The 15,543-nt window shown below is 31.9% G+C and carries 15 protein-coding genes; 13 read left to right on the top strand and 2 right to left on the bottom strand.

Features of this window, described 5'->3' with window-relative positions:
• Nucleotides 1-26: 26 nt before the first annotated feature.
• On the bottom strand, nucleotides 27-1,541 hold the full coding sequence (locus LQ617_RS02240) for a Na+/H+ antiporter NhaC family protein (protein ID WP_239739394.1): 1,515 nt from the start codon (nucleotides 1,539-1,541) through the stop codon (nucleotides 27-29).
• Nucleotides 1,542-1,746: 205 nt separating this feature from the next.
• Between LQ617_RS02240 and LQ617_RS02235 the strand changes: the two genes are divergently transcribed.
• Complete coding sequence (locus tag LQ617_RS02235; RefSeq protein ID WP_025905978.1) at nucleotides 1,747-1,950, top strand: helix-turn-helix transcriptional regulator; 204 nt, start codon at nucleotides 1,747-1,749, stop codon at nucleotides 1,948-1,950.
• Nucleotides 1,947-2,672 (top strand): DUF3169 family protein, encoded by a 726-nt coding sequence (locus tag LQ617_RS02230; protein ID WP_239739392.1) that lies wholly within the window; start codon nucleotides 1,947-1,949, stop codon nucleotides 2,670-2,672. The genes LQ617_RS02235 and LQ617_RS02230 overlap by 4 nt, the downstream gene beginning before the upstream one ends.
• A gap of 265 nt (nucleotides 2,673-2,937) precedes the next feature.
• Here the strand turns inward: LQ617_RS02230 and LQ617_RS02225 are convergent, their stop codons facing one another.
• Complete coding sequence (locus LQ617_RS02225) at nucleotides 2,938-4,029, bottom strand: prephenate dehydrogenase (RefSeq protein WP_049318928.1); 1,092 nt, start codon at nucleotides 4,027-4,029, stop codon at nucleotides 2,938-2,940.
• 113 nt (nucleotides 4,030-4,142) lie between these two features.
• Between LQ617_RS02225 and LQ617_RS02220 the strand changes: the two genes are divergently transcribed.
• The 11 genes from LQ617_RS02220 (at nucleotide 4,143) to LQ617_RS02170 (ending at nucleotide 15,436) form a co-directional block, all read left to right on the top strand.
• Complete coding sequence (locus tag LQ617_RS02220) at nucleotides 4,143-5,189, top strand: M42 family metallopeptidase (RefSeq protein WP_239739390.1); 1,047 nt, start codon at nucleotides 4,143-4,145, stop codon at nucleotides 5,187-5,189.
• 505 nt (nucleotides 5,190-5,694) lie between these two features.
• Entirely contained in the window at nucleotides 5,695-7,098 is a 1,404-nt protein-coding gene (locus LQ617_RS02215) for an anthranilate synthase component I (protein WP_239739388.1), read from the top strand.
• Nucleotides 7,095-7,691, top strand: a complete 597-nt coding sequence (locus tag LQ617_RS02210) for an anthranilate synthase component II (RefSeq protein WP_239739386.1) — start codon at nucleotides 7,095-7,097, stop codon at nucleotides 7,689-7,691. Before LQ617_RS02215 ends, LQ617_RS02210 begins: the two co-directional genes overlap by 4 nt.
• A complete protein-coding gene (gene trpD, locus LQ617_RS02205; protein WP_037587985.1) occupies nucleotides 7,657-8,673 on the top strand; it encodes an anthranilate phosphoribosyltransferase in 1,017 nt (338 codons plus the stop codon). The genes LQ617_RS02210 and trpD overlap by 35 nt, the downstream gene beginning before the upstream one ends.
• Complete coding sequence (trpC, locus tag LQ617_RS02200; RefSeq protein ID WP_037587988.1) at nucleotides 8,657-9,451, top strand: indole-3-glycerol phosphate synthase TrpC; 795 nt, start codon at nucleotides 8,657-8,659, stop codon at nucleotides 9,449-9,451. The genes trpD and trpC overlap by 17 nt, the downstream gene beginning before the upstream one ends.
• On the top strand, nucleotides 9,441-10,058 hold the full coding sequence (locus LQ617_RS02195) for a phosphoribosylanthranilate isomerase (RefSeq protein ID WP_239739384.1): 618 nt from the start codon (nucleotides 9,441-9,443) through the stop codon (nucleotides 10,056-10,058). The genes trpC and LQ617_RS02195 overlap by 11 nt, the downstream gene beginning before the upstream one ends.
• Before the next feature lie 5 nt (nucleotides 10,059-10,063).
• Nucleotides 10,064-11,281 (top strand): tryptophan synthase subunit beta, encoded by a 1,218-nt coding sequence (gene trpB / locus LQ617_RS02190; RefSeq protein ID WP_103361024.1) that lies wholly within the window; start codon nucleotides 10,064-10,066, stop codon nucleotides 11,279-11,281.
• The gene (gene trpA / locus LQ617_RS02185; protein ID WP_126477877.1) at nucleotides 11,274-12,005 is read left to right on the top strand and encodes a tryptophan synthase subunit alpha; all 732 of its coding nucleotides are present in this window, start codon (nucleotides 11,274-11,276) and stop codon (nucleotides 12,003-12,005) included. The genes trpB and trpA overlap by 8 nt, the downstream gene beginning before the upstream one ends.
• Nucleotides 12,006-12,085: 80 nt before the next feature.
• Nucleotides 12,086-12,745 (top strand): type 1 glutamine amidotransferase domain-containing protein, encoded by a 660-nt coding sequence (locus tag LQ617_RS02180; RefSeq protein WP_037587994.1) that lies wholly within the window; start codon nucleotides 12,086-12,088, stop codon nucleotides 12,743-12,745.
• A 145-nt stretch (nucleotides 12,746-12,890) separates the two neighbouring features.
• The gene (locus LQ617_RS02175) at nucleotides 12,891-14,144 is read left to right on the top strand and encodes an aminoacyltransferase (RefSeq protein ID WP_037587997.1); all 1,254 of its coding nucleotides are present in this window, start codon (nucleotides 12,891-12,893) and stop codon (nucleotides 14,142-14,144) included.
• Between the two features lie 32 nt (nucleotides 14,145-14,176).
• Nucleotides 14,177-15,436, top strand: coding sequence for an aminoacyltransferase (locus LQ617_RS02170; RefSeq protein WP_239739383.1), 1,260 nt, complete (start codon nucleotides 14,177-14,179; stop codon nucleotides 15,434-15,436).
• The last annotated feature ends 107 nt before the right edge of the window (nucleotides 15,437-15,543 follow it).

Below are 15,543 nucleotides of genomic sequence, written 5' to 3'. Positions count from 1 at the left end.
GAGGTGGGAAAAATCCCACCTCTTTTTTAATGATTATACCGATATTTCTGAACTTGATTAATAATGAAGACGCCACAAATCATGAATAAGATAGCTAAAATAAGTGTGAATTTAAAATCAATCATACTTGTAATAAGTAGTGCAATTGTTGTTATGGTACCGTTAAAAATTGCAATCGGTACTTGGGTCTTGTTGTGATCTTTATGATCTGCACCAGCACCTGTAGATGATAATATGGTCGTATCTGATATTGGAGAACTGTGATCGCCGAAAATACCTCCAGAAATAACAGCTCCAATACAAACTGCTAACGAAATGTCTAAATGATACCCTAATGGAATTGCGAGTGGCAACATAATAGCAAATGTCCCCCAAGATGTTCCGTTTGCAAAAGACATACAAGCACCGACTAGGAATATTAAAGCAGGTATTATAGCAGGTGGTATCGTGCCATCAATAACTTGAACGATGTAGTTAGCCGTTCCTAATTTATCCAATACACTTCCTAATGACCATGCTAATACTAAAATAACTAAAATATCTGTCATGTTTTTCATACCAGAAGTATAAATATTTAATGATTGACTAATTGTTTTAACTTTATAAAATAACATTAATAAGATAATAGAAATAGCTGCAAAGAAATAAGATAAACTTAGAGCTATTCTGAAATCTTTTCCTTCCACACTTTGGAATGGAAAGCCTTTTGGTGCTAATAATGTAAACAATGAAACAATTAAGATGACGATAGGTAACCAAATTAAAATAGGTTTACTTTTATTTTCTACATCTTTATCGACTTCCACACTTTCTCTTAATGGTTTCGCATTGTCCCAATAAATTTGTCCAGTATTCATTATTCGATCCTCAGCTGCTTTCATAGGTCCGAAATCTAATTTTAATAAAACAATAAGAGGGACGATTAATACTGCAAGGACTGGATAAATAAAGTATGGTAATGAAACCATAAAGGCATCCCATGAGGACATATCTATACTTAATTGTTTAAATTCTGTATCAATTAACCCCATAATATAAACGCCCCAACCAATAAACGGTACCATTACAGAAACTGGCGATGCTGTTGAATCAATAATCCAAGCTAATTTTTCTCGAGATATCTTCGCTTTATCAAATAAACTTTCATAAATTGGTCCAACAATTAAAGGTGTGCCCATTTCTGAAAAGAATATTATAATACCACTAAACCAAGCAGCAAGTTGGATTTTGATACGACTTTTCGCACCAGATATAAATCGATTGGCAAATGCTTTTGCACCACCTGAATTCTCAAGCAACGCAACAAAGCACCCGATAAACACTAATAAAATAAGTATTCCAGCATTATATTCATCTGCAACTGTGCTGTACAAATAATCTCCAAGTAATTTTTTTAATGAAGAAATTGGATGGAAACTCGATAACAAGAGTATGCCTGAAAATAATCCTAAAAATAATGAAACAATAACACTTCTCGTAAGTAATACCATAATGATGGCTATAATTGGAGGAATAATCGACCAAAAGCCAAAATGATCCATAAAAATACCCCCTTCAAAATATTCTGAAATATGTAATTATTTAATCTTCACATATAATTACAAATAAGTAAATATGATTTTAATAAATTAACAAAGATATGCATTCTTATACATAGTAGTTGTGACAATTATATATAACAAAATGACAAGTATAGTTGTCATTTTGACTATAATCATGTATATTAAAAATGTAGGTGGTGGTCAAATGAGAAATAGGGTAAAAGAGTTAAGAGCTCGGGAAGGATTTAACCAAACTGAATTGGCTAAAAGAGCAGGGATTTCAAGACAAACAGTTTCTTTGATAGAACGGAATAACTTTATGCCATCTGTATTGACTGCTGTTAGAATAGCAAGAATACTCAAAGAAAATGTTGAAGATGTTTTCATATTCGAGGAGGATGAATTATGAAAAAGAATAAAATTATGTTAATAGGTAACTTAATATTATATATGTTGATCGGTGGTCTAGTAGGAGGATTACTAACAAGTATTTTTAAAAAAGGACATGACTTTTTAGAAATTGAACTTACGACCTTGCAAACTGATATTACAGCCATTATTCTAGCAATCGCATTTATCATTTTATTTATCATTTTATTAAACGTTTATAAAAAAGCTGAAAAATATAGAAAATATGAAACAAATCCAGAAAATGAAGATGAAATAGAAATACAGTTAGAAAAAACATTAATTTATCCACCCATATTGCTTGGTATCATTATGACAATAGCATTAACAATATTAAATATCGTCATTAATTTAACAAAAGAACCAAGTATGATGTCATTATTAATTGCGATGATTTCATTAATAGCAACAGCACCGATATCATATATGCATTTATCTAAATTGAGAAAATTATACCCAGAGCGAAACTATCCAAAAGCAGGAGATAAACAATTAAACGAAAAAATGATTGATATGATGGATAGTGGAGAACAATATATTACATTAATTGCACTACAAAAAACTTATACACTGAACCAACAATTAATAATAGGATGTATAGCACTAGCATCAATATTCTCGGTTTCTTCAGATAATAATCAATTCTTTAGTGTGTCATTATTAATCATTTTATATTTAGTCAACACAATGTATTTCTCTAAAAAAGTATCAGAAACAATATAAAAAACTGCCTATTATGGGCAGTTTTTTGTTTAAATATAGGGGGATGTACAATAGAAGGAATCCAAGTCATAGCTTAACGACTGAGTAAAGCCAAGAGATAGCCTAAGTCATGGCTTAACGTCCTAATTAAGCCAAGAGATAGGTCAAGTCATGGCTTAATACTCAACTTGAGCCAAGAGCTCATCCACAATCATTTCCTCAAATCAAAACAAAGCCAAGAGACCTTAAATCTCTTGGCTTTTTTCCCATTTCTCAATATTCAATATTACAATGTATACGTATCAAATGATTGTAAGGCTTCTATTGCGCGATCTCTGTCTGTGCTTGATTTGAAGCTTAATCTTAATGCACCCATAATATCTTCTCTTACTTCTAATATTCGGATGTTTGTAATAGAGATGTGATTTTGTCCGAGTATTCTTGTTACTTCACTAATCATACCTGGTTTATCTGGGATATCAACATATAAATCGAATGTTGAAGTTAAGGCACCTTGTTCTTTAATAGGGAGTTGGTCTCTATATGTTTTGGCTGATTGATAAAAATCATGAATTAATGCTGGATTTCCTTCTTCAATCATTTCTTTCGTATGTGTCATTTGTTCAATCCAATTTTCCATAAGTGTGACAAGATGTTCTTTATTTTCTAATGTGATGTCACGCCACATATCTGCATTACTACTCGCGATTCGTGTGATGTCACGGAAACCGCCTGCTGCTAGTGTTCTGACATATTCGGATATTTGTGTATTTTCTTCATTCATATGAATTAAACTTGATGCGATGACATGTGGAAAATGACTGACGACACCTGTTACATAGTCATGTTCTTTTGCTGACATTTTGATGAATTTTGCTTTAGTAGGTTCTAGCAAATGTTTAACTTCACTATAAGCCGCTTCATTTTCCGCTTGATCATATATCAATACATAATAAGCATTCTCGAATAAGTGCTTTTTAGAATTTGTGACACCTGACTTATGACTACCTGCCATTGGATGTCCGCCGATTAAATGAATATCCTGTTCTAACAATTGTGATTCAAGTGAACTTAATCCTAATTTCGTACTACCTGTATCGGTAACGATTAATCCTGGTTTAGTATCAATTTCTAATAAGCGCTTACCGTACTCGATAGATTGTTGTACGGGTGTGGCTAATATAATTAAATCTGCTTGACGAGCACTAGAATCAAAGTCTGTTGCGATTTCATCTATAATTTTCATAGATAATGCGATTTCTGAATGTTTTTCAAAATAATCGTAACCTGTTATATGTAAATTTGGATGATAAAATTTAATATTTTGTATTAAACTCCCACCAATTAATCCTAGTCCAACTATAAATACGCGTTGCATAAAATCCCTCCAATACTTTAATAGTTTAAAGTAAGTTAGTGTGTGAAAGCAAGTGTTATTGATTTATTTTTTTAAAAGTATAGAATGATAATAAATGTATAAGGAGTGGTAATATGACAATTAACGTAAAAGAAACGATCGATACAATTAAAGAACTTGTTTACATTAATAGTCCGTCTGGATTTGCTGATCCAGCAGTTGAATATTGTAGAAAAGTTGCTGAGTCATTAAATTATGATACAAGTGTAACACACAAAGGTGGATTATTTATCAACGTACCAGGAAAAAATGATGATGCACAACGTCTGATTACAGCACACGTAGATACATTAGGTGCAATTGTTAAAGATATTAAAGAAGATGGTAGATTACAACTAGATTTAATTGGGGGATTTAGTTGGAATGCGATTGAAGGGGAATATTGTACCATCACAACTCAAAGTGGAAAAGAAATAACAGGTACCATTTGTTTACATGAAACAAGTGTCCATGTATATAAAAATAATACTGAAATTCCACGAAATGCCGAACATATGGAAGTCAGATTAGATGAAAAAACATTTAATCCAGAAGATACAAGAGTATTAGGCATTGAAATTGGAGATGCTGTGAGCTTTGATCCAAGATTTGTACATACAGAATCAGGATTTGTTAAATCTCGTCACCTTGATGATAAAGCAAGTGTTGCGATGATATTACAATTTTTGAAATACCTTAAAGAAGAAAATGTTGAACTTCCACATACGACACAATTTTATATTTCGAACAATGAGGAAATTGGATATGGTGCAAATTCAAGTATTTCTGATAAAGTTGTAGAATTTATCGCATTTGATATGGGTGCATTAGGAGATGGACAAGCTTCTGATGAATACACAGTATCTATTTGTGTGAAAGATGCTTCAGGACCGTATCATGTAGGTTTAAGAAATCATTTAGTCAATTTATGCAAAGAAAATGATATTGAATATAAATTAGATATATATCCTTATTATGGTTCTGATGCTTCTGCTGCGCTACATGCAGGCGCTGATATTCGACATGGATTATTCGGTGCAGGTATTGAATCTTCACATGCTTTAGAACGCACACATGAAGATTCTATTCTTGAAAGTGAAAAGTTATTAAGAGCTTATTGTTTATCAGAAATTAAAAACTAATCAGAATTTAAGGGTTGACATTTAAAATTTATTCTCGTATAGTGATATTTAATTAATCCGAAGAAATCATTCGGAATTTGAAAGATGAGTATCTCGTGTTGATAGTAGCAAATAGAAAGCTAATGGTTGATGTAAATTAGCACTACACACAAAGAGAGAATTGGGCTTTCAAATTATCAATTAAATGAAATTTAGAGTGAACATGAAATTCAATGTTAACTAAGGTGGCACCACGGTAACGCGTCCTTACAGATAGCGTATACTGTGGTGTCTTTTTGTATACCTAAATCAGTGGTCATAAGTATAAATTAAAACCTGTAGCAAACAGAAAGTTAGTGGTTGATGTAAACTAACACAGTTTAATTTAGAAATGGGGACCATGTAGAAATAATTAAATATTTAATGAGTGAATAAGTTTTATACTTATTAATGAAGGTGGTACCGCGCATAAGCGTCCTGTTTGATTAGGATGTTTATGCGCGGTTTTTTATTAAGGAGGATTAAGATGATTATTAAATTTAAAAAGTTAAATGCTGATATTACCCCAGAAACTTTAGGACAAATAAATCGTAAGAAAATGATTTTAGAAAGTGCCAGTACAGATCAAATGAAAGGTAGATTTTCGATTGTAGCTTTCGATGCAGTAGGAAAAGTGAACTTATTTGATGATTATTTACAAATATTCATAAATGAAGATGAACAACTTGTACATGAACATCCATATGAATCACTAGAGGATTTCATCAATAATATGAAAGTTGATGAAGTTCCAGAAGACTTAACGCATTTACCATTTATATCTGGGATGATCGGGTATTGTAGTTTCGATTTAATTAGATATCAAAATAAATTACTTAAACAAATTGAATTGCAATCAGATATCCCAGACGCTTCATTTAATCTCGTTGAATCAGTATATGTATTTGATCATTTTAAAGAAGAATTGTTTGTTATCGCATCGAACTTGTTTAGTCAGAATACGGAAACACAAGTTGAGCAAGAACTTAATAATATGATTGAAACATTAAAAGATATTTCACTATTTCAAAATAAAATTGATCACACATTAAGAGGTGAACTTGAAACAAATATAAGTGAAGAAGATTTCATGCAAGAAGTCGAATATTATAAATCACTGATTAGTAAAGGTGATATGTTCCAAGTCGTACCTTCAAGGATTTATAAATATAAACATTACTTTAACGAACAACATAAAGATACATTGAAACTTCAAATTTATAAAAACTTAAAAAGACAAAATCCAAGTCCATATATGTATTACATTGACGATGAAGAAAGAAGCATCATTGGATCTTCACCAGAAAGTTTCATTAAAAAACAAGGTGACATCATTACAACGAACCCAATAGCTGGTACTAACAAAAGGGGTCAAACAGAAGAAGAAGATAAACAAAATGAGATTGCACTGATTACAGATGAAAAAGAATTAGCTGAACATCGCATGCTTGTCGACCTTGGAAGAAATGATTTGAATATGATTGCTCAAACAGGTTCAGTTTATATGCCTAAGTTAATGACTGTTGAAAGATTTGAACATGTTATGCATATCGTCTCAATCGTCGAAGGTAAAATTAGACCAGACATTACACCGCTTCAAATGATTACAGCACTATTACCAGCAGGAACAGTATCAGGTGCACCTAAGACGAGAGCAATCACAAGAATTTATGAAAGCAGAAAAAGAAAACGCGGTATATATGCTGGTGGTGTTGGTTATATCAATTGCAACCATGATTTAGATTTTGCTTTAACAATTAGAACGATGGTTGTAGATAACGAATATGTAAATGTAGAAGCTGGCTGTGGTGTTGTATATGATTCAAACCCACAAAAAGAATTAAAAGAAACGATGATCAAAGCAAAAAGTTTATTGGAGGTTACACCATGATATTAGTAATTGATAATTATGATTCATTCACATATAACTTAGTAGATTTAATTAAGCAACATGATGATGTCGTGATCTATCATCCGGATGAGGCACCATTCAATTTAAATAATGATGGATTGGTTATATCTCCAGGACCTGGTCATCCTGATGATACAGAAGACTTAAAAAATTTAATAGAAGCATATAAAGATAAACCGATATTAGGTATTTGTTTAGGCGCTCAAGCATTAACGACATATTACGGTGGAGAAGTTGTCGTCGGGAAAGAAGTTAAACACGGTAAAGTAGATCAAATTGATATTATTGAAACTTCTAAATTGTATCAAGAATGCGAGCAGCATTTTAATATTATGAGATATCACTCATTAATTAGTGATGAAAAAACATTTCCTAACACTTTGAAAATTACAGGAAGAACGAAAGATTCCATACAATCATTTGAACATAAAATAAAACCACATTTCGGGATACAATTTCATCCTGAATCATTTGCTTCAGATCATGGAAATGAAATTATAAAAGCTTTTATCGACATAACAAAGGAAGGTGCAAATTATGAACACATTAAAACAACTCATTCAGTATCATGATTTATCGCAACAAGAAATGAAATCATTTGTAGATTTAATGATGGATGAACAAGCAGATGTATCATTGAAGGTTGCACATTTAGTGGCATTAAGTATGAAAGGTGAAACATCAGATGAATTATCGAACTTAAGTCAAAGTTTAATCGAAACAACATATAAAGAAAGACCATATTTAGAAGATAGTATTTGTGTTTGTGGCACAGGTGGTGACCATTCTGGCAGCTTTAATATTTCAACAACCGCTTCATTTGTTGTTGCGGCAGCTGGCTTAAAAGTTTTGAAACATGGTAATAAAAGTATTACATCTAAAACAGGTAGCATTGATATCTTATCTGCTTTAAATATTCAAACAACACCTATTAAAGATGCGACAGAAAAAGTAAACGAAACAAATTTAGCATTTTTAAGTGCAACTGAAACATATCCGATTATGAAAACTGTACAACCTGTTCGTAAATCAATACCAACACCGACAACATTTAATTTACTTGGACCAATGATTCATCCATATCATTTAGATTATCAAGTGATGGGCGTTTATGATGAAACGAAACTTAAAATTATTGCTGAAGCAATTTATAAATTAGGTAGAAAACGTGCCATTATCGTGCACGGTGCAGGTGGCATGGACGAAGCTACTTTATCTGGTGACAACATTATATATGAAGTGTCTCAAGATGAAGGCATTAAACATTATACTGTAAATGCTGAAGACTACGGATTACAATCAGCGCCAAACGAATCATTAAAAGGTGGAACACCTGAAGAAAATAAAGTTATTACTTTAGATATTTTAACAGGACAAGATCATGGTCCTAAAAGAGATGTCGTTGTATTAAATGCTGCTTTAGCGTTATATGCTGGTCAAAAAGTAGACTCTATCAAAGAGGGAATTACGTTAGCAGAGTCTTTAATAGATGAGAAACATGCATTAAATATATTAGAAGCTGTAGGAGGCAAAGTTTATGACAATATTGGATGAAATCGTAGAATATAAAAAAACATTACTAAATAATCAATATTATGAACAAAAATTAAATACATTGGAAAAAGTGGATGTACAACATAAAACTTCTTTCTTAAGTCGTACACAGCAAGATAATAAGTTAAATATTATTGCTGAATTAAAAGCAAAAAGCCCTACAGTATCAGATATTCCGAAACGAGATATGGCTACTCAAATAAAACTATATGAACAATACGGTGCATCTGCTATATCTATATTAACGGATGAAAAATATTTTGACGGTAGTTACGAAAGGTTACAAAGTTTAACGACAAAGACGACATTACCTGTATTATGTAAAGATTTTATTATTGATAAAAGACAAATTGACTTAGCACATCATGTTGGTGCCTCTATCGTATTATTAATCGTGAATATTTTGTCAAAAGAAGAACTCGAAACATTATACGCATATGCGACAGAAAAAGGTTTAGAAGTACTTGTAGAAGTGCATGATAAAGAAGAACTCGATATTGCACATGAAATTGGTGCACAATTAATTGGTGTTAATAATCGTGACTTAAAAAGATTTGTAACAGACGTTAAACACACGAATGAGATCTTAACACAAATTAAACCAGGTGTAACATACATTTCTGAAAGTGGTATTCGTACTTTAGATGATGTGAAAAGTATTATCGGTAGTGGTATAGATGGCGCATTAATTGGGGAGTCGCTAATGAAACATCCACACTTAGATGAATTTCTACCAAGTTTACGACTAGAAAAACAAGGTGAGCAACATGTTTATTAAATGTTGTGGCTTTCAAGATAAAGAGGCTATCGAAACAGCTGTCTTAAATCATGTCGATGCAATTGGATTTATCACGTATCCCAAAAGTAAACGATATGTATCTGTTGAAGAAATAAAGTCATTAAGTAAAGAAATTCCCCAAACGATTGATATCGTAGCTGTTGTTGTGAATTTAACAATGGTAGAAATTGATCAACTTATTCAAGAAACTTCTATTAATACACTTCAATTTCATGGTGATGAATCTGTATCATTTATACAAGTGGTTAAAGAAAAATATCCGCATATTAAGATTTATAAAGCTTTACCCGCTAATGATCAATTACTTGCTAATATAGAAGCTTTTAAAAATGATGTAGATTTATTTTTAATTGATACGCCTTCAAAAGATTATGGTGGTACAGGGGTATCTTATGACTGGTCCATATTAAATGAATTATCCAATATTCCGTATTTAATTGCCGGTGGTATTAATATAGATAAAATTAAACAAATCGAATCATTAAACTTTAATCATAATGGTTATGACATATCAAGTGGAATTGAAACGAACGGTCAAAAAGATAAAGAGAAAATTAAAGCATTACTAACATATGTAAAGGAATGATTGAATTGAATAAAAATATACAATTAGAAGCAGATGAATTAGGATTTTTCGGTGAATTTGGTGGCCAATATGTACCAGAAACATTAATGCCAGCTATACAAGAATTAAACGATACGTATCAACAATTAAAAAATGATCCGGAATTTCATAAAACATTAAATGCTTATTTAAAAGATTATGTAGGTAGAGAGACACCTTTAACATATGCTGAGCGTTATACAGAAGCACTTGGCGGCGCAAAAATATACTTAAAAAGAGAAGATTTAAATCATACTGGTGCTCACAAAATTAATAACGCATTGGGACAAGCACTAATTGCAAAGAAAATGGGTAAAAGGAAGCTCGTTGCTGAAACTGGTGCTGGTCAACATGGTGTAGCGAGTGCAACAATTGCAGCGTTGTTTGATATGGAACTTATAGTATTTATGGGTGAAGAAGATATTGAAAGACAAGCATTAAATGTGTTCAGAATGGAATTGTTAGGCGCTAAAGTTGTACCTGTAACAGACGGACAAGGTACATTATCAGATGCCGTAAATAAAGCATTACAATATTGGGTTTCACATGTTGAAGATACACATTATTTACTTGGATCAGCGCTAGGTCCTCATCCATTCCCAACTATCGTAAGAGATTTACAAAGTGTGATTGGTAAAGAAATTAAGAAACAAATATTAGAAAAAGAATCCCGATTACCAGATGCAGTTGTTGCATGTATAGGTGGCGGTTCAAACGCAATTGGTACATTCTATCCGTTTGTAAATGATGAATCTGTTAAATTATACGGCGTTGAAGCTGCAGGTGAAGGTGTAGATACTACTAAACATGCTTTAGCTATAGAAAAAGGGAAACCTGGCGTGTTGCATGGTTCTAGAATGTATTTAATTCAAGATGAAAATGGACAAGTCGAACTTGCGCACTCAATTTCAGCAGGATTAGATTATCCAGGTGTAGGTCCGGAACATAGTTATTATAACAATATAGGTCGTGTTCAATATCCGAATGCAAGTGATACTGAAGCGATGGATGCGCTTATTAAATTTACACAATTAGAAGGTATTATTCCAGCTATAGAAAGCGCGCATGCATTGAGTTACGTCGAGAAACTAGCGCCAACAATGGATAAAGACGAAATTATTGTTGTGACGGTTTCTGGTAGAGGAGATAAAGACATGGAAACAATTAGAAAGTATATGCAAGAGAAGGGGGATCATCATGCGTAAATTATTTATACCATATGTCATGGGAAACAAAGATTTTATAGATTCAGTCAAACTTATGGACGAAAATGGTGCAGATTATATTGAAATTGGCTTACCTTTCTCAGATCCTGTAGCTGATGGTCCAACGATTATGGCAGCCGGTCAAGAAGCGATTAAGCAAGGTATGTCTGTTAATAAAATCATTGATCAACTAATCGAACATAAAGATGAAATCAATACACCTTACTTATTTATGACTTATTATAATTTAATTGATGCATACGGTGTCGACGCTTTTATAGAACGAATTGCTGAAGCGAATGTTTATGGGTTAATCATTCCAGATTTACCATTTGAACTTGGACAAAGATTTAAAAAACATTTACAGCCTAAAAACATTAAATTAATTTCTTTAATTGCGATGACTTCTAGTGATGAACGAATTAAGCAAATAGCTGAGCACGCGGAAGGATTCATTTACACAGTGACAATGAATGCGACGACTGGTGATGGCAGAGGTTTCCATGAATCTTTAAAAGATAAAATTAAATTTATACAACAACACGCTAATGTACCTGTTGTTTGTGGATTTGGTATTAGAACTGAAGAACATGCTAAAGAAATAAAGTCATTTAGTGACGGCATTGTGATTGGTAGTGAAATTGTTAAAAGATTAAAAAATGATTCAATAGAACAAACTCAAGCATATTTGCAAAGTATTAGAAAAGCTTTAGATGAAGATTAAAAAAGCATAACCCTTAATAGAAGAAAAAGAAACACACTTCATGTATAATCGACATTAACAAATGAAAAGGAGTGTTTCTAATGAGCAAAAAAGTTCTCATAGTTGTTACAAATGCATCTCAATTTAAAGATGGAAAACCAACTGGGTTATGGCTAGAAGAAGCAGCAATTCCTTATAAAGTATTTATTAAAAATGGATTAGAAGTGGATATTGCATCTGTAAAAGGTGGTAGTGTTCCGATAGATCCAAATTCAACTCAAAATGACGAAGCTAAAGAATATCATGACGTATTAGAAAAGTTACAACAAACATATAGTATTAGAGACATCGTGTTTGAGAGTTATGATGGCATATTCTTACCTGGTGGTCACGGAACAGTATTCGACTTCCCAAATAATGAAGACTTGGAAGATATGCTAGCATATTATAGAAATAACGATAAGGTGATTGGTGCAGTTTGCCACGGTCCAAGTGCATTTGTTGGCGCTAAGCTTCCAAATGGGAACTATTTAGTGGATGGTGTTAAATTAACTGCTTTTACTGATAGTGAAGAAAAAGCAATGAATTTAGAGAATGATGTACCATTCTTGCTACAAACACAACTTGAAAAGCAAGGTGCTCGATTCGTTAAAGGTGCTGACTTTGAATCGCATACAGTTGCAGACGGTAAATTTGTCACAGGACAAAATCCAAATTCTAGTGAAGAGGTTGCCGAAAAATTTGTAAATGTATTAAAATAGTTTAGCAATATAAATAAAAACCTGCCATTTGGTAGGTTTTTATTTATGAAATAATGGTATAGTAATGAGTATTATTTTAGAATAAAGACAAAATATTGTATAATTGTAACAAATACATAAAAATGAGATTGGGAGTATTGTATAAATGAAATTTACAAATTTAACAACTGGTGAATTTGAAGCTTTTACAAATAAAATGCCGTACGCGCATTTTACACAAGCAGTAGGTAATTATGAATTAAAAACATCTGAAGGTACTTCAACACATTTAGTAGGGGTCAAAGATAATCAAGGTGAAGTATTAGCTGCATGCTTGTTAACAAGTGTACCAGTTATGAAGAAGTTTAATTACTTTTACTCAAATAGAGGACCAGTAATGGATTATGACAACAAAGAACTTGTTGACTTTTTCTTTAAAGAAATCGTGAGCTATTTAAAAAGTTATAAAGGATTATTCTTTAGAATCGATCCTTACTTGCCATATCAACTAAGAGATCATGATGGCAATATTAAGAAATCATTCAACCGTGATGGTTTAATTAAACAATTTGAATCATTAGGCTATGAACACCAAGGCTTCACAACTGGTTTCCACCCAATACATCAAATTAGATGGCATTCTGTACTTGATTTAGAAGGTATGGACGAAAAGACACTCATCAAGAACATGGATAGTTTGAGAAAAAGAAATACTAAAAAAGTTCAAAAAAATGGTGTTAAAGTACGTTACTTATCAAAAGATGAAATGCCGATATTCCGTCAATTTATGGAAGATACAACAGAGAAGAAAGATTTCAACGATCGTGGCGATGACTTCTATTACAACAGATTAAAATACTTTGAAAATGTAAAGATTCCTTTAGCTTATATAGACTTTGAAACTTACATTCCACAATTAGAAAAAGACCATGAACAATACAACAAAGATATTGCGAAAGCTGAAAAAGATTTAGAAAAGAAACCAGATAATCAAAAAACGATTAATAAAATAGACAACTTAAAACAACAAAGAGAAGCAAATGAAGCTAAATTAGAAGAAGCACGTCAATTACAACAAGAACATGGTGATACATTACCAATAGCAGCAGGTTTCTTCATTATCAATCCATTTGAAGTTGTATATTATGCAGGTGGTTCATCTAATGAATATCGTCACTTTGCAGGTAGTTATGCAATTCAGTGGGAAATGATTAAATACGCTTTAGATCACAATATTGACCGTTATAACTTCTATGGTATCAGTGGAGACTTCTCAGAAGATGCACCTGATGTTGGCGTTATTAAATTTAAAAAAGGTTACAATGCAGATGTTTATGAATATATTGGTGATTTCGTTAAACCAATTAATAAACCAGCGTACAAAGCATATACAACACTAAAAAAAGTATTAAAAAAATAAATGATTTTCAGTAAGAGAGGAATTTAGATAATATGAAATTTACAGAATTAACGGTTACTGAATATGATGAGTTCGTATCTGATAGTCGATACGAAAGTCACTACTTTCAAGTAAAAGAAAACATCAAGACGAGGGAAAATGATGGTTTTCAAGTTGTATTATTAGGTGTTAAAGATGAGAATAACCAAGTCGTTGCAGCAAGTTTATTCTCTAAAATACCAACATTAGGTAGTTATGTGTATTATTCAAATCGTGGTCCGGTAATGGATTATAGCAATCTAGATTTAGTGACATATTACTTCAAAGCACTTGAAAAGTACTTAAAACAACATCAATGTCTATATGTTAAAGTCGACCCATACTGGATTTACAATATATACGATAAAGATATTAAACAAATTAAAGAAGATGGCGCAAATGACCAAATCGTTGATCTCATTAAATCACTAGGCTATGACCATCACGGCTTTACGACTAAATATGATCCATCAAGCCAAGTAAGATGGATGGGTGTCTTGAACTTAAAAGATAAAACATTAGCAGAAGTTAAAAAAGGATTCGACAGCCAAAGAAAACGTAACGTCAATAAAGCGCATAATTATGGTGTTAAAGTACGTTTCTTAGAACGCGATGAATTAGATATATTCTTTAAACTATATAGAGAAACAGAAGAAAGAGCTGGCTTTATTTCTAAGACAGATGAATATTTCTTAAACTTTATCGATACATATGGTTCTAAAGCATTAGTACCATTAGCATATATCGATTTAAACGAATATATTCAATCAACTCAAGAGAATTTAAACGAATTAGAAACAAAACGCGATCAAATGATGGCTAAAGAAAACAAATCTGAAAAACAATTAAAGAAAATTGCTGAAACAGATCGTTTAATCGACCATGCACAGAAAGAATTATTAGAAACTAGCGAACTTATTAAAACAGATGGCGAAATCTTAAACTTAGCATCTGGGGTATTTTTCGACAATGCATATGAAATCAATTATTTCTCAGGTGGCTCAAGTGAAAAATACAATCACTTTATGGGACCATATATGATGCACTGGCATATGATTAATTATTGTTTCGAAAATGGATTCGATAGATACAATTTCTATGGATTATCAGGAGATTTCACTGAAGATAGCGAAGATTACGGTGTATATCGATTTAAACGAGGATTTAACGTTCAAATCGAAGAATTAATCGGAGATTTCTATAAACCAATCAATAAGAAAAAATATTTCTTACACAATGTAATCCAAAAAGTACGATCTAAAATTAAAAAGTAATCAAAAAAAGCTGAAATTCATTTTTCAGCTTTTTTGTGTTAAATATGGGGTTAATAGCATATATCATATTTATTTTATTAATTAGTTTACATAATATATATTATAGG

It is taken from the genome of Mammaliicoccus sp. P-M59, assembly GCF_022386135.1.
Lineage (GTDB): Bacteria > Bacillota > Bacilli > Staphylococcales > Staphylococcaceae > Mammaliicoccus > Mammaliicoccus sciuri_A.
This window is presented reverse-complemented; position numbering and strand designations above follow the sequence as displayed.

Bases quoted from the DNA above. Each gene is read 5' to 3' on its own strand.
- LQ617_RS02240 (WP_239739394.1), bottom strand. From the start codon at position 1,541: ATGGATCATTTTGGCTTTTGGTCGATTATTCCTCCAATTATAGCCATC.
- LQ617_RS02235 (WP_025905978.1), top strand. From the start codon at position 1,747: ATGAGAAATAGGGTAAAAGAGTTAAGAGCTCGGGAAGGATTTAACCAA.
- LQ617_RS02230 (WP_239739392.1), top strand. From the start codon at position 1,947: ATGAAAAAGAATAAAATTATGTTAATAGGTAACTTAATATTATATATG.
- LQ617_RS02225 (WP_049318928.1), bottom strand. From the start codon at position 4,029: ATGCAACGCGTATTTATAGTTGGACTAGGATTAATTGGTGGGAGTTTA.
- LQ617_RS02220 (WP_239739390.1), top strand. From the start codon at position 4,143: ATGACAATTAACGTAAAAGAAACGATCGATACAATTAAAGAACTTGTT.
- LQ617_RS02215 (WP_239739388.1), top strand. From the start codon at position 5,695: ATGATTATTAAATTTAAAAAGTTAAATGCTGATATTACCCCAGAAACT.
- LQ617_RS02210 (WP_239739386.1), top strand. From the start codon at position 7,095: ATGATATTAGTAATTGATAATTATGATTCATTCACATATAACTTAGTA.
- trpD (WP_037587985.1), top strand. From the start codon at position 7,657: ATGAACACATTAAAACAACTCATTCAGTATCATGATTTATCGCAACAA.
- trpC (WP_037587988.1), top strand. From the start codon at position 8,657: ATGACAATATTGGATGAAATCGTAGAATATAAAAAAACATTACTAAAT.
- LQ617_RS02195 (WP_239739384.1), top strand. From the start codon at position 9,441: ATGTTTATTAAATGTTGTGGCTTTCAAGATAAAGAGGCTATCGAAACA.
- trpA (WP_126477877.1), top strand. From the start codon at position 11,274: ATGCGTAAATTATTTATACCATATGTCATGGGAAACAAAGATTTTATA.
- LQ617_RS02180 (WP_037587994.1), top strand. From the start codon at position 12,086: ATGAGCAAAAAAGTTCTCATAGTTGTTACAAATGCATCTCAATTTAAA.
- LQ617_RS02175 (WP_037587997.1), top strand. From the start codon at position 12,891: ATGAAATTTACAAATTTAACAACTGGTGAATTTGAAGCTTTTACAAAT.
- LQ617_RS02170 (WP_239739383.1), top strand. From the start codon at position 14,177: ATGAAATTTACAGAATTAACGGTTACTGAATATGATGAGTTCGTATCT.